The organism is Rhodococcus sp. 06-221-2 (assembly GCF_002258365.1).
Taxonomy (GTDB): domain Bacteria; phylum Actinomycetota; class Actinomycetes; order Mycobacteriales; family Mycobacteriaceae; genus Rhodococcoides; species Rhodococcoides fascians.
Window position 1 is genome coordinate 11915 of sequence record NZ_NOYJ01000004.1, and the last position, 25413, is coordinate 37327.

The 25413-nt window shown below is 64.1% G+C and carries 27 protein-coding genes; 14 read left to right on the plus strand and 13 right to left on the minus strand.

The annotated features are described in order from the left end of the window. Position 1: 1 nt before the first annotated feature. From CH281_RS01105 to CH281_RS01115, 3 genes are read left to right on the plus strand one after another with little or no spacing between them, the layout of a single operon-like run. Positions 2-1435, plus strand: coding sequence for an amino acid permease (locus tag CH281_RS01105; RefSeq protein WP_027498435.1), 1434 nt, complete (start codon positions 2-4; stop codon positions 1433-1435). Continuing rightward, a complete protein-coding gene (locus tag CH281_RS01110) occupies positions 1428-2348 on the plus strand; it encodes an asparaginase (protein WP_057472700.1) in 921 nt (306 codons plus the stop codon). The genes CH281_RS01105 and CH281_RS01110 overlap by 8 nt, the downstream gene beginning before the upstream one ends. A gap of 58 nt (positions 2349-2406) precedes the next feature. After that, a complete protein-coding gene (locus CH281_RS01115; RefSeq protein WP_057472701.1) occupies positions 2407-2727 on the plus strand; it encodes a hypothetical protein in 321 nt (106 codons plus the stop codon). On the opposite strand, the gene CH281_RS01120 is transcribed toward CH281_RS01115, so the two are convergent. Then, positions 2692-3498, minus strand: coding sequence for an MOSC domain-containing protein (locus tag CH281_RS01120; RefSeq protein ID WP_094692611.1), 807 nt, complete (start codon positions 3496-3498; stop codon positions 2692-2694). The two genes, CH281_RS01115 and CH281_RS01120, sit on opposite strands and share 36 nt — an antisense overlap. Before the next feature lie 21 nt (positions 3499-3519). Between CH281_RS01120 and CH281_RS01125 the strand changes: the two genes are divergently transcribed. Beyond that, the gene (locus CH281_RS01125; protein ID WP_032365156.1) at positions 3520-4092 is read left to right on the plus strand and encodes an isochorismatase family protein; all 573 of its coding nucleotides are present in this window, start codon (positions 3520-3522) and stop codon (positions 4090-4092) included. A 28-nt stretch (positions 4093-4120) separates the two neighbouring features. Here CH281_RS01125 and CH281_RS01130 read toward each other — a convergent pair whose 3' ends face one another. Continuing rightward, a complete protein-coding gene (locus CH281_RS01130; RefSeq protein ID WP_032365157.1) occupies positions 4121-4723 on the minus strand; it encodes a hypothetical protein in 603 nt (200 codons plus the stop codon). A gap of 49 nt (positions 4724-4772) precedes the next feature. Here CH281_RS01130 and CH281_RS01135 point away from each other — a divergent pair, with 49 nt between their 5' ends. Together CH281_RS01135 and CH281_RS26705 are read left to right on the plus strand one after the other, a co-directional pair. Then, positions 4773-6185 (plus strand): glucose-6-phosphate dehydrogenase, encoded by a 1413-nt coding sequence (locus CH281_RS01135; protein ID WP_032390714.1) that lies wholly within the window; start codon positions 4773-4775, stop codon positions 6183-6185. Positions 6186-6347: 162 nt separating this feature from the next. Beyond that, positions 6348-6503, plus strand: coding sequence for a hypothetical protein (locus tag CH281_RS26705; RefSeq protein ID WP_155288427.1), 156 nt, complete (start codon positions 6348-6350; stop codon positions 6501-6503). Positions 6504-6583: 80 nt separating this feature from the next. On the opposite strand, the gene CH281_RS01140 is transcribed toward CH281_RS26705, so the two are convergent. After that, positions 6584-6790, minus strand: a complete 207-nt coding sequence (locus CH281_RS01140) for a PspC domain-containing protein (protein WP_027498428.1) — start codon at positions 6788-6790, stop codon at positions 6584-6586. Positions 6791-7071: 281 nt separating this feature from the next. On the opposite strand from CH281_RS01140, the gene ppk2 reads away from it, so the two are divergent. The 3 genes from ppk2 to CH281_RS01155 all read left to right on the plus strand — a co-directional run bounded on the left by ppk2 (position 7072) and on the right by CH281_RS01155 (position 11079). Continuing rightward, entirely contained in the window at positions 7072-8016 is a 945-nt protein-coding gene (gene ppk2 / locus CH281_RS01145; RefSeq protein ID WP_045840630.1) for a polyphosphate kinase 2, read from the plus strand. 1085 nt (positions 8017-9101) lie between these two features. Beyond that, positions 9102-9935, plus strand: coding sequence for an alpha/beta hydrolase family protein (locus CH281_RS01150; RefSeq protein ID WP_027498426.1), 834 nt, complete (start codon positions 9102-9104; stop codon positions 9933-9935). Positions 9936-10062: 127 nt separating this feature from the next. Then, positions 10063-11079 (plus strand): alpha/beta hydrolase, encoded by a 1017-nt coding sequence (locus CH281_RS01155; RefSeq protein WP_094692614.1) that lies wholly within the window; start codon positions 10063-10065, stop codon positions 11077-11079. A 2-nt stretch (positions 11080-11081) separates the two neighbouring features. Here the strand turns inward: CH281_RS01155 and CH281_RS01160 are convergent, their stop codons facing one another. After that, positions 11082-13151, minus strand: coding sequence for a prolyl oligopeptidase family serine peptidase (locus CH281_RS01160; protein ID WP_094692616.1), 2070 nt, complete (start codon positions 13149-13151; stop codon positions 11082-11084). Between the two features lie 114 nt (positions 13152-13265). Here CH281_RS01160 and lpdA point away from each other — a divergent pair, with 114 nt between their 5' ends. Then, positions 13266-14681: a dihydrolipoyl dehydrogenase gene (lpdA, locus tag CH281_RS01165; protein ID WP_032365160.1), complete on the plus strand. Its 1416-nt coding sequence runs from the start codon at positions 13266-13268 to the stop codon at positions 14679-14681. Between the two features lie 89 nt (positions 14682-14770). On the opposite strand, the gene CH281_RS01170 is transcribed toward lpdA, so the two are convergent. The 3 genes from CH281_RS01170 to CH281_RS01180 all read right to left on the minus strand — a co-directional run bounded on the left by CH281_RS01170 (position 14771) and on the right by CH281_RS01180 (position 17259). Then, the gene (locus CH281_RS01170) at positions 14771-15820 is read right to left on the minus strand and encodes a M48 family metallopeptidase (protein ID WP_032365161.1); all 1050 of its coding nucleotides are present in this window, start codon (positions 15818-15820) and stop codon (positions 14771-14773) included. A gap of 117 nt (positions 15821-15937) precedes the next feature. Next, positions 15938-16702, minus strand: a complete 765-nt coding sequence (locus tag CH281_RS01175; protein ID WP_256983310.1) for a class I SAM-dependent methyltransferase — start codon at positions 16700-16702, stop codon at positions 15938-15940. Further along, positions 16699-17259 carry a carboxymuconolactone decarboxylase family protein gene (locus CH281_RS01180; RefSeq protein WP_027498420.1) on the minus strand — a complete coding sequence of 187 codons (561 nt, stop codon included), beginning with the start codon at positions 17257-17259 and terminating at the stop codon, positions 16699-16701. Before CH281_RS01180 ends, CH281_RS01175 begins: the two co-directional genes overlap by 4 nt. A 108-nt stretch (positions 17260-17367) precedes the next feature. Between CH281_RS01180 and CH281_RS01185 the strand changes: the two genes are divergently transcribed. Beyond that, on the plus strand, positions 17368-18297 hold the full coding sequence (locus tag CH281_RS01185) for an ABC transporter substrate-binding protein (RefSeq protein ID WP_094692618.1): 930 nt from the start codon (positions 17368-17370) through the stop codon (positions 18295-18297). Between the two features lie 4 nt (positions 18298-18301). Here the strand turns inward: CH281_RS01185 and CH281_RS01190 are convergent, their stop codons facing one another. The 6 genes from CH281_RS01190 to urtA all read right to left on the minus strand — a co-directional run bounded on the left by CH281_RS01190 (position 18302) and on the right by urtA (position 23816). Continuing rightward, positions 18302-18970 carry a GntR family transcriptional regulator gene (locus CH281_RS01190; RefSeq protein WP_094692620.1) on the minus strand — a complete coding sequence of 223 codons (669 nt, stop codon included), beginning with the start codon at positions 18968-18970 and terminating at the stop codon, positions 18302-18304. 11 nt (positions 18971-18981) lie between these two features. Next, entirely contained in the window at positions 18982-19674 is a 693-nt protein-coding gene (gene urtE, locus CH281_RS01195; RefSeq protein WP_032373723.1) for an urea ABC transporter ATP-binding subunit UrtE, read from the minus strand. Further along, positions 19667-20497, minus strand: a complete 831-nt coding sequence (gene urtD, locus CH281_RS01200) for an urea ABC transporter ATP-binding protein UrtD (RefSeq protein ID WP_027498416.1) — start codon at positions 20495-20497, stop codon at positions 19667-19669. Before urtD ends, urtE begins: the two co-directional genes overlap by 8 nt. Then, a complete protein-coding gene (gene urtC, locus CH281_RS01205) occupies positions 20494-21585 on the minus strand; it encodes an urea ABC transporter permease subunit UrtC (protein WP_027498415.1) in 1092 nt (363 codons plus the stop codon). Before urtC ends, urtD begins: the two co-directional genes overlap by 4 nt. Continuing rightward, positions 21582-22466, minus strand: a complete 885-nt coding sequence (urtB, locus tag CH281_RS01210; RefSeq protein ID WP_027498414.1) for an urea ABC transporter permease subunit UrtB — start codon at positions 22464-22466, stop codon at positions 21582-21584. Before urtB ends, urtC begins: the two co-directional genes overlap by 4 nt. 72 nt (positions 22467-22538) lie before the next feature. Next, positions 22539-23816: an urea ABC transporter substrate-binding protein gene (gene urtA, locus CH281_RS01215; protein WP_032369802.1), complete on the minus strand. Its 1278-nt coding sequence runs from the start codon at positions 23814-23816 to the stop codon at positions 22539-22541. A 181-nt stretch (positions 23817-23997) separates the two neighbouring features. Between urtA and CH281_RS01220 the strand changes: the two genes are divergently transcribed. The 3 genes from CH281_RS01220 to CH281_RS01230 all read left to right on the plus strand — a co-directional run bounded on the left by CH281_RS01220 (position 23998) and on the right by CH281_RS01230 (position 25380). Next, positions 23998-24210 (plus strand): helix-turn-helix transcriptional regulator, encoded by a 213-nt coding sequence (locus CH281_RS01220; protein WP_027498412.1) that lies wholly within the window; start codon positions 23998-24000, stop codon positions 24208-24210. Next, positions 24207-24728 (plus strand): hypothetical protein, encoded by a 522-nt coding sequence (locus tag CH281_RS01225; protein ID WP_057472710.1) that lies wholly within the window; start codon positions 24207-24209, stop codon positions 24726-24728. Before CH281_RS01220 ends, CH281_RS01225 begins: the two co-directional genes overlap by 4 nt. A 223-nt stretch (positions 24729-24951) precedes the next feature. Then, positions 24952-25380 carry a hypothetical protein gene (locus tag CH281_RS01230; RefSeq protein ID WP_037219569.1) on the plus strand — a complete coding sequence of 143 codons (429 nt, stop codon included), beginning with the start codon at positions 24952-24954 and terminating at the stop codon, positions 25378-25380. The last annotated feature ends 33 nt before the right edge of the window (positions 25381-25413 follow it).

The following is a 25413-nucleotide window of genomic DNA, read 5'->3' on the forward strand; positions in this document are numbered from 1 at the left end:
GATGAGCACCGAGAACCCGATCCAGAAGCAGGCCTTCCGCGAGGAGGAGCTGGGGTATCGAAAAGAGCTGGCTCCGCGCCAGATTCAGATGATCGCCATCGGCGGCGCGATCGGCACCGGCCTGTTCATGGGTGCCGGTGGAAGACTGCGTGACGCCGGGCCCGCGTTGGTTCTGGTCTACGCACTGTGCGGATTTTTCGCATTCCTGATCCTGCGCGCGCTGGGTGAGTTGGTGATGCACCGCCCGTCGTCCGGATCGTTCGTCTCGTACTCCCGCGAGTTCTTCGGTGAGAAGGTCGCGTTCGCGGCCGGGTGGTTGTACTGGATGAACTGGGCGATGACGGCCGTCGTGGACGTGACGGCAGTGGCGCTGTACATGAACTTCTTCAAGAAGTACTGGGCACCACTGGGCAACGTGGATCAATGGGTGTTCGCGCTGGCCGGCCTGGTGTTGGTTCTCGGTCTGAACCTGGTGTCGGTCAAGGTGTTCGGTGAGCTCGAATTCTGGTTCGCGCTGATCAAGGTCGTGGCCCTGGTGACGTTCCTCGCGATCGGCACCTACTACGTCATCTTCGGTACCCCCATCGACGGTCAGGCTCCGGGTCTGAGCGTCCTCACCGACAACGGCGGTCTCATCCCCAACGGACTGCTTCCGGCGATCGTCGTGATCCAGGGCGTCGTATTCGCCTATGCCTCCATCGAATTGGTCGGTACCGCCGCCGGGGAGACGCAGAACCCCGAGAAGGTCATCCCCAAGGCGATCAACACCGTCATCGTCCGCATCGTCGTCTTCTACGTCGGCTCGGTGCTGCTGCTCTCGCTGTTGCTGCCGTACACCGCGTATCAGGCCGGGGAGAGCCCGTTCGTCACGTTCTTCGGAGCGATCGACGTCGAGGGTGCCGACGCGATCATGAACCTCGTCGTGCTCACCGCGGCGCTGTCGTCTCTCAACGCCGGGCTGTACTCCACCGGTCGCATCCTGCATTCGATGGCGGTCGCCGGTTCAGCACCGAAATTCGCGGCCCGCATGAACAAGCAGGGAGTTCCGTACGGCGGCATCGCATTGACGTCGGTGGTGACGCTGCTCGGGGTCGTCCTCAACGCAGTCGTCCCGGCGCAGGCGTTCGAGATCGTGCTGAACCTCGCTGCGCTCGGCATCATCAGCGCGTGGGCCGTCATCGTGGCGTGCCAGCTCAAGTTCTGGTCTCTGTCCAAGACCGGCGCGGTCACCCGGCCTGCGTTCCGGTTGTTCGGTGCCCCGTACACCGGCTACGCAACGCTAGGCTTTCTGGCGTGTGTACTGGTACTGATGGCCTTCGACAAACCCGTCGGTACATGGACCGTCGCGTCCATCCTGCTCATCGCGCCGATGCTGATCGCCGGATGGTACATGTGTCGCAACAGAATTCGAGAGGTAGCCGCCCGTAATGACTGAGGAGTGGAGCCTGCCGGAACGACCCGACAGTGCAGAGTTCGTCGCGTTGTTGACCACCGGTGGGACGATCGCCAGCAGTCGCGACGAGCACGGGGTTTCTCGGCCGGTCGCAGGCGTGGGCGTCGACATGGACGGCGTGGTGGTGCGCGAGGTGATGTCGAAGGACAGCTCCGCCCTGGACCTCGCCGATCTCGACGCCATTCGCACTGCCGTGGTCGACGCGTTGGACGAGGACGGCTGCGCCGGAGTGGTGGTGTTGCACGGCACCGACACCATGGAGGAGTCGGCGTTGTACGTCGACCTGTTCCACGACGACGCGCGTTCGGTGGTGTTCACCGGGGCCCAACGCACCGCCGATCATCCGGACCCGGACGGCCCCGGCAACATCGCCGCCGCGGTGACGGCGGCGCGGTCCGAGCAGGGAGTGCTGATCGCGTTCGGCGGACGAGTACTGCCGGCCCGCGGGGCGATCAAGAAGCACACTTCCGAACTCGACGCCTTTCGGTCGGCAGCAGTGCCGAGGCCGGACCCGCTGCGGTGGCAGCCCGTCGCGGGAGTGCGCGTGGACGTCGTGGCCCTGTACCCGGGCGCGGACGGGGTGCAGATCGATGCCTGTCGCGAAGCCGGGGCGTCGGGCATCGTGCTCGAGGCGTTGGGCTCGGGTAACACCAACGCTCTGGTGGTGCACGCGGTGAAAGAGGCCGTTGCCGCTGGGCTGCACGTGGTCGTCACGACGCGGGTGCCGTTCGGCGAGACCTCACCGACGTACGGCGGCGGAGGCGGCGGCCACGATCTGCTCGACGCCGGTGCGGTGTTCTCCCGCGAACTCCGGGCCGGGCAGGCGCGCATCCAGTTGGCGGCGCTGGTCGCCACTGGAGCCACTGACGTAGTTGTCCACAATTGCTTCTCGTAGGCGGGATCCCGCCTACGGAGCCGAATAGTGGACACTCAGCGCACCAGGGAGGCGTGACGTGAGCACGATCGAGATCGAGTTCGCTCCACATTGGGTGAACGCGTCCTTGGTGCGCACGCTGGCGCGGCCGTTCGTGACGATCGACGGCGTGGAGCATCGCCAGTCGTGGTCGGAACCGTCGACCTACGAGCTGGCACCGGGTGGCCACGAGCTCGCCGCATTCATTCGGTACCGCGGCACGACGTCCGCACTCGGCACCGGGCGGCGACGCGTCGAACTCGGTGCAGAACAGCATCTTCGGCTGCGAGCTCGAAACGGGTGGGCGAACCACATGCCGTTCGAGTTACAGCTCCGACTCGCCCCAGGTCTCGACGCGTAGTTCGTCCCCGACCGAGATGGTTCCTTCCTCGATCACCGAGAACTTCGAACCGAAGGCGACACCCTTCTGCCGGGCCCGGCGGTAGGTGCCGAGAGTGCGCAGAGGTTCGGGTCCGGTGCGAACACCGGTGCTCTGCTCCACCGTGGTGACGGCGCAGCGGATCGCCAGCTTCGTGTACGTCAATCGTGCGTCGCCGATCGAGATGTCGCGCACTTCGTCCTCGACATGAGCGTCCTGCGAGCCGTCGACGACGATGTTGGGCCGAAATCGGTCGATCGGGAGCGGGGCGTCGAGGCGGCAGTTCAGACCGGCCAGCGTGGCGGTCGAGAGGATGTGGACGGCGGCGCTGTCGGCGAAATGGGCCGAGCCGGGACGGATTCCGTCGGTGACGCGGCCGTGATCGCGGGGCGCGGCGACGAGGCGGGAGGGCTCGCCGATGACGTCGGTGAGCCAGGCGGCGATGTCGTCGCCCTGGTCGATGCCCCGCAGCGGCGTGCCGAACATCGTGACCTCGCGGCCCGCGGAATCACGATCGACGACGGCGGTGACGCTTCCTGCGCTCTCGTGGCGCAGTGTCAGTGAGCCGTTTTCCACCGAGCATCGAACGACGGCCAGCACGGGATCGGTGCGTTGGCTGCGGAACGAGCCGTCCGCGTCGACGATCATGAACGCTCGGTCGTGTTCGAGACCGGCTGCGCTCACCCGGGCCGAGTCCAGTGCCGTACCGGCACATCCTTTGACGGGATAGGTCACCAGAGACGACACGCGCACCCTTCGAGGATACTGGGACACATGACTCGTGCTCTGTTGGTAGTCGATGTTCAGAACGATTTCACCGAGGGTGGTGCTCTGGCCGTGGTCGGCGGTGGGGAGGTGGCGCGCAGGATCAGCGCGTACCTCGCCCGGAGCGGCGACGACTACGACCTCGTGGTGTCCTCACGCGACTGGCACGACGGCGACAGCGACAACGGTGGACATTTCGCCACCGACGCTGCCCCGGATTTCGTCACCACGTGGCCCGTGCACTGCGTCGCGGGAACGGTCGGCGCGGAATATCACCCGGATTACCGAACCGGCAGCGTCGACGTGCATGTCTACAAGGGGCAGGGCAGACCGTCGTACTCGGCGTTCGAAGGCGTCACCGAGGACGGAACATCCCTGTCCGAGATCCTGACCGCCAACGAGGTGACGGCCGTCGACATCGTCGGTCTCGCCACCGATTACTGCGTGCTTGCGTCGGCGAAAGATGCAGTGGCGCAGCACCTGGACGTTCGGGTTCTCACCGATCTGGTGGCCGGGGTCGCTCCCGAGACTTCCGCAGCGGCTCTCGACGAACTGCGCGAAGTCGGAGCAGCAGTGGTGTGAAACAGAAGTGGTGTGAAACTGCAGTGGTCTACGAGTCGATCGTGGTGGTGATGGACGTGACCGACGGTGCCGCGGGGGTGCTGCCGAAACCGAACGTCACCGGGGGAGTGACGGGCGTCAGCGAGCCGAGGTCCTCTCCTTGCCAGGATGCGACGACGTCGACGACGCGGTGCTGGTGCCTGGCTCCGTAGTATTCGCGCCGACCTCCGCCGGCGCTGCCGCGAGTTCGCACTCCGCGCAGTATCACTCGGGCGATGGGGTCGCTGATCGTGCAGAACCACGGTGCGGTGGACACGGCGTCGGGGACGAGGCTCAGGGCGCGGCCGAGAACCGTCGGTCCGGCCACTCGGATGCGTACCGACAGATTCCCGGCGACGACGGACCGCCACCCGTCGGGCTGTTCGGAGAAGGTGACCGGTACCAGCTCGGTGGAATCGAACGAGTATGTCGCCGTGACGAATTCACGTACCGCCTCGTTCGGGGCCACGAGTAGGCGTCGACCGTCCGCGAATTGGACCATCACATCGGTGAATTCGCCGAGGGGCGAGCGCGTCCAGTGTCCGACGACGATGCGCACTCCCGACGTCGTACCTACCCCGTAGATCTCTCCGTGAAACCGTGATCTGGTCATCTTCGTGCACTCTCACCTAGGTAGCACTATGCGGTGCATAGTGGAGGTCATGGCGTCCTCGCAACCCACTGTATTCGTCCTGTTCGGCGCGACCGGAGACCTCGCGAAGCGAATGGTTCTGCCGTCGTTCTACCAACTCCACGTCGAAGGCCTGCTGCCGGAGAAATGGATCCTGATCGGCAACGGTCGCAAGGATTCGTCCGACGACGAGTTCCGCGACCACGTGAAAGATGTGCTCGACGAGTTCGCCGAGAACGTGGCCGACGACGATTGGTCGGCGTTCTCGAAGCGAATCCGTTTCGCGGGCAACGGCTTCACCGTCGACGATCCCGGCAAGCTCCCTGACGTCGTCGCCGACGCCAGGAAAGAGATCGGTGACGACGCACAGCTGGTGCACTACATCGCGCTGCCGCCGAGCACGTTCGTCGATTACACGAAGGCCCTCGGTGCACACGATCTCGCCGAGGGTTCCCGAGTGGTGTACGAGAAGCCCTTCGGCACCTCGCAGCACAACTTCGAGGAACTCGACAAGGCCGTGCACGAGGTCGTGAAGGAGGAACAGGTCTATCGCATCGACCATTTCCTCGGTAAGGAAGCAACGCAGAACCTGCACGTGTTGCGGTTCGCCAACGGCATGATCAGCGGCATCTGGAACTCCGAGCACGTGGAGCATGTGCAGATCGACGTGCCCGAGACACTCGACATCGACGACCGCGCCGAGTTCTACGACGAGACCGGTGCCGTTCTGGACATGCTGGTGACCCATCTGTTCCAGGTGGCCGCCGAGGTGGCCATGGAACCCCCTGCATCGTTGAAGGCCGAGGATCTGCAGTCGGCTCGCGAAACGGTGATCGGGCAGTTCCGTCCACTCGACACCGACGAGGTGGTTCTGGGGCAGTACGACGGCTACCGCGACGTCGACGGCGTTGCCGAGGATTCGACGGTCGACACGTTCGTGGCCGCGAAGCTGTGGGTGGATACCGATCGCTGGCGTGGGGTGCCGTTCCTGCTTCGTACCGGCAAGATGCTCGGTGCCGGAGCGCAGCGGGTATCGCTGGTGTTCCGCAAGCCCGCCGACAGTCCACTGTCGACGCTGCCCGAAGACGGCGCGGTGCTCTCGTTCGACCTGTCCGGTGACGGCAGCATCGATATCGCCATGACGGTCAAGGAACCGGGACCGGATTTCGACCTGTCCGTCGGACATCTGTCGTTGCCGCTGAAATCGGTGCCCGACGCGGAGCCGTTGAGCCCGTACTCCCGTCTGATCCTCGATGTACTGAACGGGGACCGATCGCTGTTCACCAGACCCGACGGCTTGGCCCACGTGTGGGAGGTGGCGGCACCGCTGTTGAACGATCCGCCCGCGGTGAAGAACTATGCGCCGGGCTCGATGGGACCGACGGAAGCCGACGAGCTGGCTGCGCCCTGCGGTTGGTTGATCACCGGGAAAACCGAGGACTGATCACCGGAACGGTGAAGAACCGGGTCGGCTTTCGAGCCCCGAAACAGCCGGTGGGTCCTTTTTGTCCGAAACGATGGAATGGATCGCGTCTGGAACGTTATGTTCCTGTGGCCTGGTCACCCTCCGGCTCGGGCCACGACGTGTCTTTCGAAAGGCTTACCCATGCTCCTCGATCTCCTCACCGGCCTCCTGCCCATCCTCGGCGGCGGCGAAGACGGTGGCATCACCGGACCCATCACCGGTGGCCTCACCGATGGTCTCGGTGAACTTCTCGACGGACTGCTCGGCGGAAGCACCGGTAGCTTCGGCTCCAGCTAGGCCCCATTCCGCGAAGTCCGACGGCAAGGCCCCGTTCCTCCACCGGCGAGGATGCGGGGCCTTTCCGCGGTGGCGGGAGCTCACGGGCGGCGCGGCATCAGCATCAGGGCCGCCAGGTAGATCAGCACGACTGTGCCACCGCTCAGCACTGCACCGGCGACGGTGGCGACGCGAACGAGGTTGACGTCCCAACCGAAGTAGTCGGCTATACCGCCGCAGACGCCTCCGATCATCTTCTGCGAGTTGGACAGGGTGAATTCTCTGGGGGAATTGCTCTCGAATGTCATGGTGAGAAGTCTGCGTCGCCGACGCCTGTGGGCACATCGGGGCTTTCACCCATATCGACCCGGAGAATCGAACGATCGAGAAAGGGGTCGCCGAACAAGTTCGGTGACTTTTACGACGCAGACACTCGACCTGTTGTCGGCGCGAGGATTACGGTCGGATGTGTCGGTCGCTTCCGGTCCGTCCCCCTTGCAGACCGGAAGCGTGTCCGATGCGTCCGGTTGCGCTCGGTGTTCACCGAATCGCCATGGACCGGTCACCGATGAGCACTAACTTTCGGCGCATGACCGACTTCGATCTCCGCAACGGCGTGGCTGCACGCAAGAATCTCAGCGACGTGCGGGACATCACGACCGCCGTGGATCTTGCCGATACTTCGGGGTTCGTCGTCGACGACTCCGATGACGACGACCCGGTGCTGCTGACGGTCCCGGGCGGTCACGTCGTCGACACGTGGCGGGAGAACTACCCCTACGACGAGCGTATGACCCGCGCGGAGTACGAACTCGAAAAGCGGCTGCTGCAAATCGAACTGCTCAAGCTGCAGATGTGGTCCAAGGACACCGGACGACGCCACGTCATCATCTTCGAGGGTCGCGACGCCGCCGGTAAGGGCGGCACGATCAAGCGGTTCATGGAGCACCTCAATCCCCGCGGCGCACGCGTCGTCGCGTTGGAGAAGCCGTCGGTGCGGGAGTCGACGGAGTGGTATTTCCAGCGGTACATCGGGCATCTGCCTGCGGCCGGCGAAATTGTGATGTTCGACAGGTCTTGGTACAACCGTGCCGGTGTCGAACGGGTGATGGGGTTCTGCACCGAGGAGCAGCATGCACAGTTCGTTCGGCAGGCACCGCTGTTCGAGCAGATGTTGGTGGACGAGGGCATCAGCTTGACCAAGTTCTGGTTCTCGGTGTCGCAGCACGAGCAGCGCACTCGCTTCGCGATCCGGCAGGTGGATCCGGTACGGCAGTGGAAACTGTCGCCGATGGATCTTGCGTCACTGGACAAGTGGGATGCGTACACCGCTGCGAAGGAAGAGAACTTCCGCGCCACCGATACCGACGTAGCACCGTGGACCGTGGTGAAGAGCAACGACAAGAAGCGCGCGCGGATCAACGCGATGCGGTTCGTGCTCAACAAGTTCGACTACGCCAACAAGGACTCCGAGATCGTGGGCGAAACAGACCCGTTGCTCGTCGGTCGCGCGAAAGACGTGCTCGGAGAATAATTCTGAGCTACATACCGGGGTCTGCTCGGTGGACGTCCTGCGTCGCTTCGGTATCCGAGCGGCGAATTCGTGCCGCGTTGTGCACCGCGCCGATGGTTGCGGTAGGAAAGTGGTAGGCCGTATTACCTACGGCTGTACGAAGAGACGAGCATCAGGAGTTCTCATGGGTTCAGCTGCGCAGTTCATCACCGACATTGCAACCGGAGTCTACGACGGCATCGTCGACGCGATCGTCGAGCAGATCGTCGGCGTGCTGACGTCGGGTAGCGCCGCGTAATTCGTCGGTCCACGAGTCGCGGTCGCTGTCGGGGGCGGCCGCGACTTTTCGTCTCCGTGACCGTTTTGTGACAGCTCACCAAGATTTCTGACTTTTCGATGCCAATGCGTGTACGAAACGTTATCCGTTCGGGTAGAAATCTTCATGCAGAGGTAATCGAGTGACGACCGTCACGTTCGATCTGCACATCCCTCGAACAACAAGGAGCCTGTCGCATGTCCGCTGAACTCGGTGACCTCTTGGCAATCTTCATCCAGCTCTTCTCGGGTATCAGTTCTTCCTCCGACTGACATCCCGGCTCCGCGCCGTAGGCCTCGGCCAGGACGGCAGACCGGAGCCGAATCGATGAACAGTAAGGCTCGCGACGCCGCGTCGGCGGCGAATCCCCCTCTCTCGAAGGAGTTTTGATGGAATTTCTCTCGCTGTTGCTGCAGTTGCTCGCTGTCGGCAGCTCCGAAGGAACAGGTTCGGTCGTCAACATCCCCGGCACGCTCCCCAGCTGAAGCGCGACCCCGAAGCCGGGCCCGACTACCGTCGGGCCCGGTTTTCGTGGTTTCGAAGTGTCATTCGGTCGACCGAAATATCCTCCAGCGGTCGATGATCCGCCGCCGACCGGGTAGATCTGAACCTCATCCTCGATGCGCTCGGTATCGACGGTAGTAGAGGTGGTGCCATGCTCGAAGCCATAGTCGGATTCATCAACAGTCAACTGTTCTGGTTCAGCTGGTCGACCGGTAGCTACCACCCGATCATCCTGTGAGGTAGTGCCCTGGGGAAGGTGCGGTCGCACCCGTCATAGGGTGGGCCGATGCAGACGGTTCCGATTCAGATGCCCGACGGTTCGACGGTGCCGGTGACGCTGTTTCCGAGTGAGGGCCGAGACGATGCGCCCGTCATCGTCGTTCTCCCGGGTCTCGGCATCCCCGGGGGCTACTACCGGCTGTTCGCCGAAGCGCTCGTCGCCCGCGGATTCCATGCTGCGATCGGCGATCTTCGGGGCCAGGGGGACAGTAAGCCGAAGCCGAGTTCGTCGAGCAGGTACGGATATCAGGAACTGGTTTCGGTCGACTTTCCGGCGATCTTCGAGGTGGTACGCGAGCAGTTCCCCGCCGCAACCCCGTATCTGCTGGGCCACAGTATGGGCGGACAACTGGGCGCGATGTACGCCGCCCGAATTCGAGGCAGGCTCGGTGGCTTGATCCTGGTGGCATCCGGGTCGCCGTACCACCGCGGTTTCGGCACCACTCGCGGGGTCCCGCTCTACTTCGGCGCGGCGGCGATGGCGATCACCAGCAACATCGCCGGATTCTGGCCGGGGGACCGCATCGGGGTCGGCGGATTCGGCCGTCAATCACGAGTGTTGATCGACGACTGGTCGAGGTTCGCCCGAACGGGCTCGATCGAGCCGGCCGGTGCCGACATCGACTACGAGGAACGGATGGGCCGGCTGACCCTACCGGTGCTGGCAGTGACCATCGAGGGCGACGATCTGGCACCCAAGGGTTCGATGGAGAATCTGACGGCCAAGCTTGCCAACGCCGACATCACCACCGAACACATCGACGAGCCGCTGGGCCACAACGGGTGGATCCGCAATCCCACCGCGGTGGCCGACCTGGTCGAGCGGTGGATGCACCGCTGACACAACCCCGTGCCGAACGATACGGTCGTTTGGACTAATTCATGCGATAAGTTCCAACTCCGCGCCCGTTCTGGTGTACAACGCTAGTGACTCAACTTCTGTTCTGCCGAAGATAGCGAGCACGTGTATGAACGGCCTGGGGGCTACAGCTCGTCGGATCGGTAGGGCTGTGCTCGTGGCCGCGTGTATCGCTGCGTCGGCCGCGCAGGGCACGGCCCTCGCCGCGCCCGACGCGTCGACGTCGTACGTGGTGCGAACGGAGGAGACCGACGCCGTCGCCATGACGGCGTTCGTGCATTCGGCCGCGATGGAGCGGACCATCCCGCTGAAGATTCTCCGCTCGCCGGACCGTGCGAAGCCGAGCCCCACCGTGTATCTGCTCAACGGCGCGGGCGGTGGGGTGGACGGTATGGACTGGTACACCCAGACCGATGTCGTGTCGTTCTTCGCGGACAAGAACGTCAATGTGGTCACACCCGTCGGCGGGGCCAATTCCTACTACACGGACTGGCAGCGAGACGATCGCGTGCTCGGCCGCAACAAGTGGGAGACCTTCCTGACCCGTGAACTGCCTCCACTCGTCGACCAACTGCTGAAGACCAACGGCCGCAACGTCATTGCCGGAATCTCGATGGCTGCGACGTCGGTGCTCAATCTGGCGGCACACAACCCCGGTCTCTTCCGGGCGGTCGGCTCCTACAGCGGCTGCGCCTCGACCACCGATCCGTTGGGCCGCGCGTACGTCAAGACCGTCGTATCGATGGCGCTCGGAACCGACGTGAAGAACATGTGGGGCCCGGACGGCGACCCCGACTGGGTGCACAACGACGCTGTCGTCAACGCCGACAAGCTGCGCGGCACCGCGCTGTACATCTCCAACGGCAGTGGCCTGGCGGGGGCATCGGACACCTTCGACGGAACCAACCCCAACGGCCCCGGTTTCGTGCTGCTGAACCAGATGGTGGTGGGCGGTGCCATCGAGGTCGCCACCGGCGACTGCACCCGTCGACTGAAGAGCGCGCTCGAAAAGCTGGACATCCCAGCCCATTTCGAGCTACGGGAACGCGGGACGCACTCCTGGGGATACTGGCAGGACGATCTCCACAATTCCTGGCCGATGTTCGAGCAGGCTCTGGCCGACTGACATCACCGGCTCTCGAGGTGCCGCCACAGGAACTCGTACGTCAGTGCGGTCTTGAAAGCCAGCTGCGCATTGTCCGACGCCCCGCCGTGGCCGCCCTCGATGTTCTCGTAGTAGCTCACGTCCTGACCGAGCTCGGCCAGCCGCGCAGCCATCTTGCGGGCGTGACCGGGATGGACTCGATCGTCTCGGGTGGACGTGGCGATGAGTATCGGTGGGTACTTCCGCTCGGACGCGGCCACGACGTTCTGGTACGGGGAGTACTGCGAGATGAACTCCCATTCGGCGGGGTCGTCGGGGTTCCCGTACTCGGCCACCCAGGACGCTCCCGCGAGCAACAGGTGGTACCGCTTCATGTCCAGTAGCGGGACCTGACATACCAACGCCCCGAACAGTTCCGGGTACTTCGTTTCCATGATGCCCATCAGCAGGCCACCGTTGCTGCCGCCCTGGGCGGCCAAGCGATCGGCGGTGGTGATCCCTCGGGCCACCAGGTCGCGGGCGACCGCGGCGAAGTCCTCGTGGACCAGATGCCGGCCCGCTCGCAATACCTGGGTGTGCCAGGACGGTCCGTACTCGCCGCCGCCGCGGATGTTGGCAACGACGTAGGTGCCGCCGCGTTCGAGCCACGTTCGACCCATTGCTCCGCTGTAGCCGGGCGTCATCGAGATCTCGAAGCCGCCGTAGCCGTACAGCAGTGTCGGGCCGGGGCCTGCGTCGCCGCGTCGGACGACGAAGTAGGGGATCGCAGTGCCGTCGTCCGACTCCGCGAAGAACTGCTCCACCGTCATGCCGTCCGCGTCGAAGAAAGCGGGAGCCTGCTTCAGTACCTCCAGCGCGCCGCCGACCGTGCCGACCAGCAGCGTCGCCGGGGTGAGGTAACCCGAGGAGCCGAGGAAGAACTCGTCCCCGTTCTCCTCGGCGTCCGTACCGATGATCTCGGTCGACGCCAACTCCGACAACCCGTCGACGGTGGTCGTATCCCACTCCGTCGTGCGCGTTTTGCGCCCCTCCAGGTACGCAAAACGCGCACGAGGGGTGAGCACATGCAGACGAGTGCGGACATCCTGCAGCGTCACCAGCAGCAGATGATTCTCGGTCCAGGCGTACTGATGCAGGGATGTGTGCTCGTCGGGAGTGAACAGAACCGTCAGAGATGCTGTGCCGCTCATGAATTCGTCGAAGTCGGCCGCGAGCAGAGCGCCCGCCGGATGGGTGACACCGTCGTAGGTCCACTCGGTCATCGTCCGAACCAGCAGCCAGTTCTCGTGGACCGACGTCGATGCGTCCGTCGGCGTCGGAATGCGGGTCACCGCCGTACCGTCGAGCACGTAGGTCTCGGAGTTGTAGAAGTCGGTGGACCGCTGCACGAAGTCGCGCTCGAATCCCGGCGTGCGGTCGTGCCACGCGGAGATCGAGATGTCCTGGGATTCGCCCTCGTAGACGGTCTCCGCGTCGGCGAGCGGGGTGCCTCGGTGCCATCTCTTGGTGATCCGCGGATAGCCGGATTCGGTCAGGGACCCCGGTCCGAAATCGGTGCCGACGAACACGGTGTCGGCGTCGATCCAGCCGATGTCGGTCTTGGCCTCGGGCAGCGTGAAACCGCCGTCCTCCGCAGCGCGGAACGTGCGGGAGTCGAGATCGAACTCGCGTACCACCGTCGCGTCGGCACCGCCTCGGGACAGCGTCACCAGAGCGCGCAGCTGGTCGGGGCGCAGTACCTGAGCGCCGCCCCACACCCAGTTCTCGCCCTCGTCGGCGGCCAGGGCATCGAGATCGAGCAGGACGTCCCATGCGGGTTCGTCCGTGCGGTACTCGTCCATCGTGGTGCGCCGCCACACCCCGCGGATGTGCTCGGCGTCGCGCCAGAAGTTGTAGAGGAACTGCCCGCGCCTGCGTGCGTACGGGATCCGCGCATCGGTGTCGAGAATCTCGCGTACACCCGCCACGGTGGCGTCGAAACGCTCGCCTGCCAGCGCCTGGATCGTCACCTCGTTCTTCTCGCGTACCCACGCGAGTGCGTCGTCGCCGGTGACGTCTTCGAGCCAGAGGTACGGGTCGTCCGAGAAAGCCATGGCACAGTTCTAGCAGCACACGTGCGGTCGGGTGCAGGACGCGTGCGAGGCTACCGGCTGGTAACGAAGACCAGGTCGAGACAGTGTCGGAGGGCACGACTACGCTGGGGACTCGTGACCTCACACTATGACGTCGTTGTCCTCGGAGCCGGTCCCGGTGGGTACGTCGCTGCTATCCGCGCGGCACAACTCGGACTCAGCACTGCCATCATCGAGAAGAAGTATTGGGGCGGTGTGTGCCTGAACGTGGGCTGCATCCCCTCGAAGGCGCTTCTCCGTAACGCCGAGCTGGCGCACCTCTTCACCAAGGAGGCCAAGCTGTTCGGTATCTCGGGTGAAGCATCCTTCGACTTCGGCGCAGCATTCGACCGCAGCCGCAAGGTCGCGGACGGACGCGTCAAGGGCATCCACTTCTTGATGAAGAAGAACAAGATCCCCGAGTACGACGGCCAGGGCACGTTCACCGATGCCAACACCATCGAGGTCGAACTGTCCAAGGGCGGCACCGAGACGATCACGTTCGACAACGCGATCATCGCGACCGGCAGCACCACCAAGCTGCTCCCGGGAACCGAGCTCAGCAAGAACGTCGTCACGTACGAAGAGCAGATCATGACCAAGGATCTGCCGGGCTCGATCCTCATCGTCGGCGCAGGTGCCATCGGTATGGAATTCGGGTACGTCCTGAAGAACTACGGAGTCGACGTCACCATCGTCGAGTTCCTCGATCGCGCGCTCCCCAACGAGGACAAGGACGTCTCGAAGGAGATCGAGAAGCAGTACAAGAAGCTCGGCGTCAAGGTCATCACCGGCGCAGGTGTGCAGAGCATCGACGACGACGGCTCCAAGGTCACCGTCGAGATCAAGCACAACAAGTCCGGTGAGAGCGAGACCTTCACCGTCGACAAAGTGATGCAGTCCGTCGGATTCGCTCCTCGCGTCGAGGGCTTCGGTCTCGAGAAGACCGGTGTCGAGCTCACCGATCGCGGTGCCATCGGCATCACGAACACGATGCAGACCAACGTCCCGCACATCTACGCCATCGGCGATGTCACCGCCAAGCTCCAGCTCGCCCACGTGGCGGAGGCGCAGGCCGTGGTGGCTGCCGAAACCATCGGCGGCGCAGAGACATTGCCGATCGACGACTACCGCATGATGCCGCGCGCCACGTTCTGCCAGCCGCAGGTCGCCAGCTTCGGTCTCACCGAGGACCAGGCCCGCGAAGAAGCGCAGGCTCGTGGATCCGACATCAAGGTCGCGAACTTCCCGTTCGCCGCCAACGGCAAGGCACACGGCCTCGGCGACGCAACGGGCTTCGTCAAACTCATCGCCGACACCGAGCACGGTGAGCTGCTCGGTGGCCACCTCATCGGCCCCGACGTCTCGGAGCTGCTGCCGGAGCTGACCCTGGCCCAGAAGTGGGACCTGACGGTCAACGAGCTGGCCCGCAACGTCCACACGCACCCGACGCTGTCGGAGGCACTGCAGGAAGCGATCCACGGCCTCGCAGGCCACATGATCAACTTCTGATCTCTGCTGTAGAACGACGAACGGCGGCGACCACCTCGGTGGTCGCCGCCGTTCGCTTCGTTGTCGGGTGCTAGGACTGCTGTCGGGTGCTAGGACTTTCGCCAGTGATCGAACCTGCCCTTGATGTCCGACGCCACGTCGCCGATTCCGTTGCCGACGGCGTCGACGGCACCGGTGAAGCCGCTGCCGATGTCGCGGACCGTCTTGATCAGCGGGTCCTCCGACGTGTCGAAGTTGTTCTTGTACGTGCGGGCCGCGTTACGGAACTCCTCCGACACCTTGGCCTCGTGGTCGGTGGACCGGCGTGGGTAGTCGCCACGAAGGACCGCCGCGTACTCGCCGGTGTCGACCCACTTCTTCAGTTCCGCAGCTCGCAGCACCGAGAACGGGTGCGAGAGGAGTTCGAGATTGAGCAGCTTGAGCACGCCGTCGCGCAGATCTCCACTGGCCTCGTACTCGGCGGCCTGAGCGAGGAAGGCGTCGACGTCGATTTCGCTGATACGTGCGCCGCCCGCCAACTTGAGCTGCACGCTGATCGCGGTGTGCACATCCTGTCCGCACAGCAAACCTGCTCTGTCGCCGGATAATTCGGATTTGCGCTGCCATTCCATCAGCCCCGCGATGACCGCGCGCAAGGCCCAGCCGCCCACCGGAACCCAGCCGACCGTGCCGGCGAGGCGCATCAGGTGCATGAGAACGGTGCGGTACACCGCGTGGCCGGACAGGGCGTGGCCCAGTTCGTGGCCGACCACGAATCGCTGTTCCTCGTAGGTCATGATGTCGAGCATGCCGGTGGTCAGGACGATGAACGGTCGATCCATCCCGATGGTGAACGCGTTGACCATCGGCGACTGAACCACGAACAGCTCCGGAGTTTCCTCCGCGCCGAGAATCTGCACACAATCGGCTCGAAGATCGTTCAGATCCTTGAACTGGCGTTCGTCGACGCGCACCGCGGTGGCCAAGTACATCAGGCGGTGCTGTCTCTCGCGCAGCAGTCCGGACAGCGTTCGCAGCACCGTGTCGAAGCCCTTGAGGGTGCGAAGAGTGACCAAGGCTGCTCGGTCCGAAGGGTGTTCCCAAGTGCGAGAAGAGATATCGGGAAACTCGATACGAGTACGGTCCGGTGCGTGTGTCACTGTGTGGCTCCCAGTCTGATCGGTCTGTTTGCCAAAGTATCAGTAAAAAGCCCTTCCGGTTCGTTCTTGACCACGGTCAGGTCTCGCATTGCCGGGGGTACAGCAGGGTCGGTAGCGCTAATTCTTGGTGGCACTGACGAATTGGGCGAGACCGCGGATGTCCTGCTCGATGTCGGTCATGCCCGCAGCGGCGAACATCTCGGTGAACTGCCCCTTCGGGAACATGCGTACCCCGACGGCGGCAGATCCCAGGCCGACGACGGTACGCAGCGGTGCCAGGCCCAGTTGACAGCTGGTCATGATGGCGATGCGTCCACCCGGTCGCAGGACGCGGATGAGCTCGTCGACCACCTGCAGTGGATGTGGCACGAGATACAGTGCGGCATAACAGCATACGGCGTCGAATGTCGCGTCGGCGTACGGGAGTTCGGCCGCATCGCCGCGAACGTACGCCGCACGCGGCCCCCGATTGTCGCGCACTGCGCGAGCGATCATGGCCTCGGAGATATCGAAGCCGACGGCGATACCGTCCTCGGTCAGCTGCTCCGACAGGAACCTGGTGAAGTTGCCGGGGCCGCAGGCGACGTCCAGGACTCGCTGCGGCCCGCGTAGCCGCAGATCGGCGACGGCCTTGGCGCGTTCGGCGGACATGGGCAGCCCGCCGATGCCCATCATCGATACTCCGAACGGGCGCCACATGTTCTCGTAGATCGCCGCGACACCGCGGTTGTTCATCGCTCGGCTGGCCATCGTGGGATTGGGGGCTTTGGCGTCGCCCATGAGTTCGACGTAGCCGCCGTCGATCCGGGCGCTCGTGCGCACCGACTCCGGTTCGATCATCGCCAGAGCGCGGCGCAGTGCAGTCTCGGGTGTCTCTTTCATCGTCGTGGTGGCCGGTCGCCGTAGTCGCGTTCGACGCGGAGGGTGCCCAATGTGGTTGCCAGCCCGTCGTATTGGGTGACCAGTAAGACGAATTCGATGAGGCGACGTTCGTCGAACTGGGTCGCCAGTTCGGACCACGTGGCGTCGGTGAGCGTCTTGGTCTCGATCAGCTCGTCGACGGCAGTGAGGATGGTGCGGTAGCGAGTCGACAGCCCAGGGGCGTGCGGGCCGGTCATGATCAGCTCGAGCAGGTCTCGGTCGATGCCGGCTCGACGGCCCAGGCGGATGTGGTGGTCCATCTCGTATGCCGATTCGCGCAGGTGCGCCACCCGGAGAATCACCATTTCCGATTCCTTGCGGGAGATCTTTCCGCCCGGCATCAGATGGCCGCTGTAGAACAGCCACGCCCGGTACAGGCCACCGGTTCGACCGAGAGTGGTGAACAGGTGGGGGTTGGGTACTCCCGCGCCTTTGGCGATGACCTTGCAGATGACCCAGTTGACGGGGCCGAGAGTGCGGGCGGTACCGGACGGAATGCGAGGAGTGGTCACGATCACATCCTACCGACTGGTAGCTCCGCCGTCCGGGGACGCGGTTCGCAACGCCTTGCAGGGTAGGCTAACCTCTTTTGTGTCTCGCATTGTTCTACCCGGAGGTCCCTCGAAGTGGTGCAGTTCAAGCTCGGTCTGACAGCGTTGGCCATCACCGCGCTCGCGGTGGCGGCAGGAGCGACGGCATGCTCGTCGGCCGATACCGCCGACGGGTCCGCCGGCGAAGCGACTCGAACGGTCGAGACCGTTCGAGGCTCGATCGACGTTCCCGACAATCCTCTACGGGTCGTCACCCTGGAACCGGTGGAACTCGACACCACGGTCGCGCTCGGCATCGTGCCCGTCGGCACGGCGGTGCTCAGCGAAACCGCCGGTGTGCCGCCCTATCTCGGTACGGAAGCGGCCGACATCGCGACCGTCGGCACGGTGGCCGAACCGACCATCGAGGACATTGCTGCCGCGCAACCCGACCTCATTCTCGGGACGGAGACTCGGCACGCGCAGTACTACGACCAACTCTCCGCCATCGCGCCGACGGTGTTCATCGCCTCCCAGTCCGATCCGTGGCGCGACAGTGTCCGATTCGTCGGGCGCGTTCTCGGCAAGGAGGCGAAGGCCGAGGAACTGCTCACCGCATACGACGACCGGTGCGCCCAGATCGCCGAAAAGCACGACACCGCCGGGAAAACAGCGCAACTGATCAGGCCGCGAAGTGGTGAGCTGACCCTGTACGGGCCGTCGTCGTTCGCCGGAAGCACGCTCGAATGCGCCGGATTCACCACCCCGCCGCGGCCGGAATGGGCCGACGAGATCTCGGTCGACCTCTCGCCCGAGCTCGCGGCTCAGGCGGCAGCGGACCTGATCGTCGTCACCGCCGACAACCCGTCGGACCCCGCCGCCATCCCGGCGTCGATCACCGCTAACGCTGCGACACTGCCCAATCCGCATGCGGTGGACCTGTCGTACTGGATCACCGGCGTCGGGCCCATGGGCGGACAAACCGTGCTCGACGACATCGACCGAATCTTGTCGGATGCCAACTGACGCGTCAGATTCGGACCGCGCCGGCCAGTGCCGCGGCCTGACGGGCGCGCTCGACCACTCGGTCGCGGGACGAATCGATATGTGCAACAAGCATATCCAGCGCCGTGTCCAGCTGCCCGGCCAGTAGGCGCTCGACGATCGCGAGATGTTCATCGATCGCCGAGACCACGGCCGAGGCGTCGAGACCACCGAGAATGCGCACGGGCCGCACCTTGGCGTTGACGGCGCACAGGGCCTCGGTCAGAGCCGCATTGCCCGACGCGGCCGACAACGCGACATGGAACTGCTCGTCCATGGCGACCATGTCGTCGGTGGTCTCCGGTGGGTGCGCACGCAACCCGGCCCACGTCGCCGCCAACGCCGACAAGGCAGCCCGATCGAAGGACTGCGGCGTCGAGCGAGTGATTCCGCGGGACTCGAGAGTCGACCGCAGTTCGTACAGATCCGGTAGATCGCCGAGCCGGGGACGATAGGGATGCAGACCGGCCTCGTCGCGCACGACCAGACCGTCGGCTTGCAGACGTGCCAGCGCCTCCCGCACAGGAGTGCGCGAGACGCCGTACAGCTCGGCGAGACGCTCCTCGCCGAGCCGTTCCGTGGAGCCGATCGCACCGGAGATCAGATCCCGGCGCAGTGACGAATAGACCTTCTCGCGAAGGTCCTTGCGCGGCACGATACGCCCGGTCAGATCGCCATGGCTGCGCGCACGTCGGCCTCGGAATCGGATCCGCCCACACCGGTGGACGTGATCCGGCCGGCCTCGAGAATGTAGTACTTCTGGGCAGATTCCAATGCGAAGCCAATGTGCTGCTCCACCAACAGAACTCCGAGACCGCCGCGGCGGGTGAGCTCGATGACGGTGCGCTCGATCTCGGCGACGACCGACGGCTGAATGCCCTCGGTCGGCTCGTCGAGAATCAGCATCCGCGGTTCGGTGATCAAGGCTCTTGCGATGGCGAGCTGTTGGCGCTGGCCGCCGGACAGCAGGCCGGCTCTGCGATTCAGCAATTCCTTCAGCGCCGGAAAGAGGTCGAGTGCCTCGTCGATCAGTGCCTTGCCGCGCTTGCGCCCGTCGGCCACCACCTGCAGGTTCTCCGCTGTCGTCAACTGACCGAACGACTGCTGGCCCTGTGGCACGTACGCCAGACCCCGGGCGACGCGGGCGCTGGGCCGCAACGCACTGACGTCCTCACCGTCGAACATGACCTTGCCAGAGTTCACTTTCAACAGCCCGACCGCCGCGCGCAGCAGCGTCGTCTTGCCCGCACCGTTGTGGCCCATCACCGCCGCGACACCGTCGGCCGGAACCGTCAGCGACGCACCGTGAACGACCTCGCTGCGGCCGTAACCTGTTCTGACGTCGACCAGTTCAAGCATGATCGGCTCCCTCTTCTGCGATGTGCTCGAGTTCCTCGCCCGCCGCGGCGGTGCCGAGGTAGACCTGCTGAACCTTCGGATCGGCCTGCACCTCGGCCACGGTGCCCTCGGCCAGAACGCGTCCGGCCGCCAGCACTGTCACCGAGGTCGCGAACATCCGCATGAAGTCCATGTCGTGCTCGACCACCACCACGGTCCGTTCACCGCCGATGCGTTGCAGCAGCTGGCCCGTCTCCTCACGTTCCTCGTGGCTCATGCCGGCGACCGGCTCGTCGAGCAGAAGCACATCGGCGTTCTGCACCAACAACATTCCGATCTCGAGCCACTGCTTCTGGCCGTGCGCGAGAATTCCTGCGGCCTTGTCTCTCTGGGCCGTCAGACCGATCGTCTCGAGGGCCTCCTCGATCTGGGGCAGAACCGATGCCCGACGGCGCAGCATCGTCAGCACCGATCGTCCGGATCCGGCGGCGATGTCCAGGTTCTGCAGCACCGTCAGATTCTCGAAGATGCTGGCGGTCTGGAAGGTTCGGCCGATGCCGAGGCGCGCGATCTGATGCACCTTCTTGCCCAGCAGTTCCACTCCGGACTTGGTGACCGAGCCGGTGGCCGGAACGAGACCGGTGATGGCGTCGATCAGCGTGGTCTTGCCGGCTCCGTTCGGGCCGATGAGGAAGCGAAGATCGCCCTGCATCAGCGTCAGATCGACGTTGGTGTTGGCCTTGAAGCCGTCGAAACTGACTGTCAGATCGCGGACTTCGAGGTACTGACTGGACATGCCGGCGTTGCCGCCGAACGTGGGCTGCGGGCCTTCGACATGGATCATCGTGCGAGCTCTTTCTCTGGTTCCGCGCTGGCCTCGGGGACCGATTCGGGCTCTTTCTTTCGCTTGCGCAGTGCGAAGAGTCCGGCGATGCCGGCGGGGAAGAATCCGACGACCACGACGAACAGCAGACCTTGCGCATACGTCCAACCGGACGGGAACTGCTCGGACAGCGTGGTCTGCGCCCACGCGACTCCGAGCGCGCCGAGAACCGGGCCGAGCAGGGTGGTGCGGCCGCCGATGGCGACGCCGATGAGAAACGCGATGGACGGAACGATGCCGACGTCGTTGGGGGAGATGATGCCGACGATCGGGACGAACAGCGCACCGGCGAGACCGGCGAAGAACGCTGCGGCGACGTACGCGACGATCTTGACGTTCGCCGGGTCGTAGCCGAGGAAGCGCACTCGCTCTTCCTGATCGCGGACGGCGACCAGTAGTTCGCCGTAGCGCGAGTACATCAGCTGGCGGGTGATGGCGACGACGACGAGCAGTACGCCGGCAGCGATGAAGAACAGCATCTGCTTGTTGGCCGGGTCGTTGAGGTTGAACCCGAAGAACGTGCGGAACCTGTTGAGCCCGTTGGATCCACCGGTGGTCTGCTGTCCGATGAGCAGGATCGCGAAGGCGGCGGCCAGTGCCTGACTGAGGATCGCGAAGTACGCGCCCTTGACGCGACGCTTGAACACGCCTAGGCCGAGCACCAACGCCACCAGCGCCGGCACGAACAGGATGCCCAGGATCGTCGTGATGGGCGAGGTGAACGGCAGCCAGTACGAGGGCAATTCACGGATACCGGCGATGGACATGAAGTCCGGTACCGCGTCGCCGCGCAGATCGGCGTCGGAGATCTTCAGATGCATGGCCATGATGTAGGCACCGATGCCGAAGAAGACACCCTGGCCGAGGGTGAGCATTCCGCCTCGGCCCCAAGCCAATCCGATACCGACAGCCACGATTGCGTAGCAGATGAACTTGCCCAGCAGATTCAACCGGAAGTCGCTGAGGACAGCGGGCGCCACAGCGAACAACAGGATTGCGGCGAGCGCGAAACCCAGCAGAGCGCCGCGCTTGGCGATGAACTCGCTCATACCAGGCTCCTTGTCTTGACGGCGAACAAGCCCTGCGGGCGGGCCTGCAGGAAGATCACGATGAGGACGAAGACGATGACCTTCGCGATCGAGGCCGTCGTGCTGTATTCGATGAACGAGTTGAGAATCCCGAGGGCGAAGGCGGCGATCACCGCGCCCTTGATCTGGCCGAGTCCACCGACGACGACCACCAGGAAGGCGTCGATCAGATAACTCTGTCCCACAGTCGAACTCGTGGATCCGATCAGAGTCAGTGCCACGCCCGCGACACCCGCCAAACCGGAGCCGAGGAAGAACGTCGAGATGTCGGTCCGGCGGCTCGAGATGCCCGAGGTTTCCGCGAGATCGCGGTTCTGCACCACCGCGCGGATGCGTCGACCCATTGCGGTCTTCTTCAGCGCGATCGACAGTGCGACAACGGCGACGACCGCTAGCACGAGAATGAAGATTCGGGTCTTGGGCACCACGGCACCGAGGATGTCGACGCCGCCGCTCAGCCATTCCGGCGAGACGACGTTGACCGCCGGGGCACCGAAGATGTCGCGAGCGAGCTGCTGCAGGATGAGCCCGACGCCGAACGTGACGAGCAGGGTGTCCAGTGGACGGTGGTACATGCGCTGGATCAGCGTCACCTCGAGCAGCACACCCATTGCGCCGCCGACGAGGAAGCCGACGATGAGCGAGATGAACAGTGATGCGCCGCCGGTCGAGACGATCTGCTGCACTACGTAAGCCGTGTACGAGCCGGCCATGATGAACTCGCCGTGTGCCATGTTGATGACGCCCATCTGACCGAACGTCAGTGAGAGCCCGAGGGCGGCGAGCAAGAGAATGGATCCGATCGACAGGCCGGTGAACAACTGTCCGATCACGACGTCCATGGGGGAGCTCCTTCGGAGCATGTGAGTGGATTCTCGTAGCAGGCTACGAAGTTCCACTCACATGGGTGGTGGTCAGTTGAGGTCGGAGGCCCAGTCGTAGGTCTCGAGGAACGGGTCGGGAGCGATGGCCTCGGGGGACTCCCACACCGTGTAGATCAAGCCGTCGGGCCGGATCTCGCCGATGCGGGCAGTTTTGGAGATGTGGTGGTTGTCGCCGTCGATGACGACCTCGCCCTCGGGAGCGGCGAAGCTGACACCGTCGGCTGCGGCCTGAATGTCGGCCACCGCGAACGAATTTGCCTTCTCGACGGTGTTCTTCCACAGGTATACCGAGGTGTACGCGGCTTCCATGGGGTCCGAGGTGGGCTTGTCGGCACCGTACTTCGCCTTGTAGTCGGCGACGAACTTGGTGTTCTCCGGGCTGTCGACGGTCTGGTAGTAGTTCCAGGCAGTCAGCTGGCCCGCGATGTTCGCGGCTCCGATGCCCGCCACCTCTTCCTCGGCGATGGACACCGAGATGACCGGCATGTCAGCAGCTTTGAGGCCGGCGTTGGTGTATTCACGGAAGAATGCGACGTTGGAATCACCGTTGAGCGTGTTGAACACGGCATCGGCGTCGGCGGAGCGGACCTTGTTGACGATGGTGGAGAAGTCCGTCGAACCGAGCGGGGTGTAGTCCTCGCCCTTGATCTCGATACCGTTGGCGGCCGCATACGCCTTGATCTCGCGATTGGCGGTCTGCGGGAACACGTAGTCGCTGCCCACCAGGTAGAGGGACTTGACGCCCTTCTCCTTCAGGTAGTCCAGGGCCGGGATGATCTGCTGGTTGGTGGTGGCTCCGGTGTAGAAGATGTTCTTCGACGCCTCGAGGCCCTCGTACTGCACGGGGTAGTAGAGGAGAGCGTCGTTGTCCTCGAACACCGGCAGCATCGCCTTGCGCGACGATGACGTCCAGCCACCGAAAACTGCTGCGACACAGTCGCTGCTGATGAGTTTCTCGGCCTTCTCGGCGAACACGGTCGGCTCGGATGCGCCGTCCTCTGCGACGACCTCGATCTGCTTTCCGTTGACGCCACCGGCCGCGTTGATCTGCTCGACGGCCAGTGCGATCGAATCACGCACTGTCACTTCGCTGATCGCCATCGTGCCGGACAGGGAGTTGAGCGAGCCGACCTTGATGGTGTCACCGGAGGTGTCCACACACGAGGTGGACGAGCCTCCACCGCCCTCGGCGGTGGTGGTGTCGCTCGCCTTGCTACCGCAGGCAGTGGCAACCAGGCTCAATGCAGCCAGTGCTGCGGGAACGACCATGACGCGCTTGACGGACATGCGCTTCGAGACAGCAGGCATCTACGGCCCTTTCGGAAAGTGTGTATACGGAGATGTATTCGCGATTGCGAACAGTAAAGGCAACTTATTGCGTTGGTATTTTCTGCGGTGACGAGTCTGTTTCTCGCGTTACGAGTAGGTAAAGGCGAGCGAATGACAAGACTGCTTGACATTTCATGACAAGCAGAGTTGACTTTTTGTCATGCCCGGATCCAACAACGTTCGCGCGCATCGCAAACAGGCACGCATCACGCAGGCCGAACTCGGCACCATCTGCGGAGTCAGCCGGCAGAGCATCGTCTCCGTCGAGGGCGGCGACTACGCACCGAGCGTGTACCTGGCACTGCGACTGGCCCGAGCACTCGACACGACAGTCGAAACACTGTTCGGCGACGACGAAGGGAAACGAACATGAGCGCATTCACCAAAGCTGCCCGCTTCGTGGGAGACCTGGACGACGACTTCTACGCCGACGAATTGCAACGCGACATCTGGAACGAGGCCTCGGCCGTCGGATTTCAGTCCCTGCTGTGGATCGGAATGATCGCCGGCGCTGTACTGCCCTTCGCGGCGGGTGTCACCGGGGCCTGGGTGGCATTGGGAATCTTCGTGGCTCTGACGGCCGTCGCGAACGTGGTGTTGGCATACGCCCGCGCGCGGGGGATCGACATGTACACCTCGCAGGAACTCCGGCGCGCTCGAATCGCATTGGCGGGCGTGCTGCTTTTTCTCACCGGCGGCGGCGCAATGATTCGTCTGCTTGCTCATTACGGTGGCGGTGACCTCGGGTCTGTCGCGATCGGAGCCGCAATAGGTGCACCCGTGGGCCTGGCTGCCGTAGTCGTGGGTGTGAAGATGCATCAGCTCCGGCAGCGAAAGGCCGAGCATGCTGCGGAGCTGGCCGAGCAGCGGGCTTTCGATACGGACGAATGAATTGGGTCTCGAATGTGTCGCACGATCTGTTACAGGGTGCAAGGATGCGTAAAGGCTTCGGTTGGACCGTCTCCGTTTCGCAGATTTGCAGGCCGGAGGGTATGTTCTGACCGATGACATCGCGATTTCCCGGTGTTGCGGCTGTAGGGGTGCTGTTCGGCGGCGGTTTCGGTAACGCGGACGGATGCACGTTCGATGTAAAGGGAGGCTCGGGTGGACGGCGATGACGACGTGTAATACCAATCCGTCCTCCGTCGCGCCACGAAGTACCAACGAGACCGTGTCGGGCGTCCACCCTCCGGTGGAGCATGCAAACAGGGAAGTCGAGACCGTGCGCAGAGAAAAGAGCTACCTCAGACTCGTAGGGTCGAGCACTCCCACGATCGAGGTTCTGGGCGGCCCCAGAACCATCACCGTCGATGTGGACAACGTTTTTCCGGGTCAGGTATGCGAGGTCCTGCACAACGGCATGCTGTCGCTGAGCCCACGCGTCGTCGTGGAAGACAACGCGACAAGCATCTCCATCACCACGTTCGCGCTCAAGCCGGGTGAGTACAACGTCTCGCTGCGTCTGGACGGACGCCTGGATTGCGTCACCGAATCGCAGACTGCTGTCGTCGGCGAGCAGTTCGAGGTCCGACGTAGTTCGTAGGCCGGACACAGCTCCTAGGCGGGACGCAAGGCC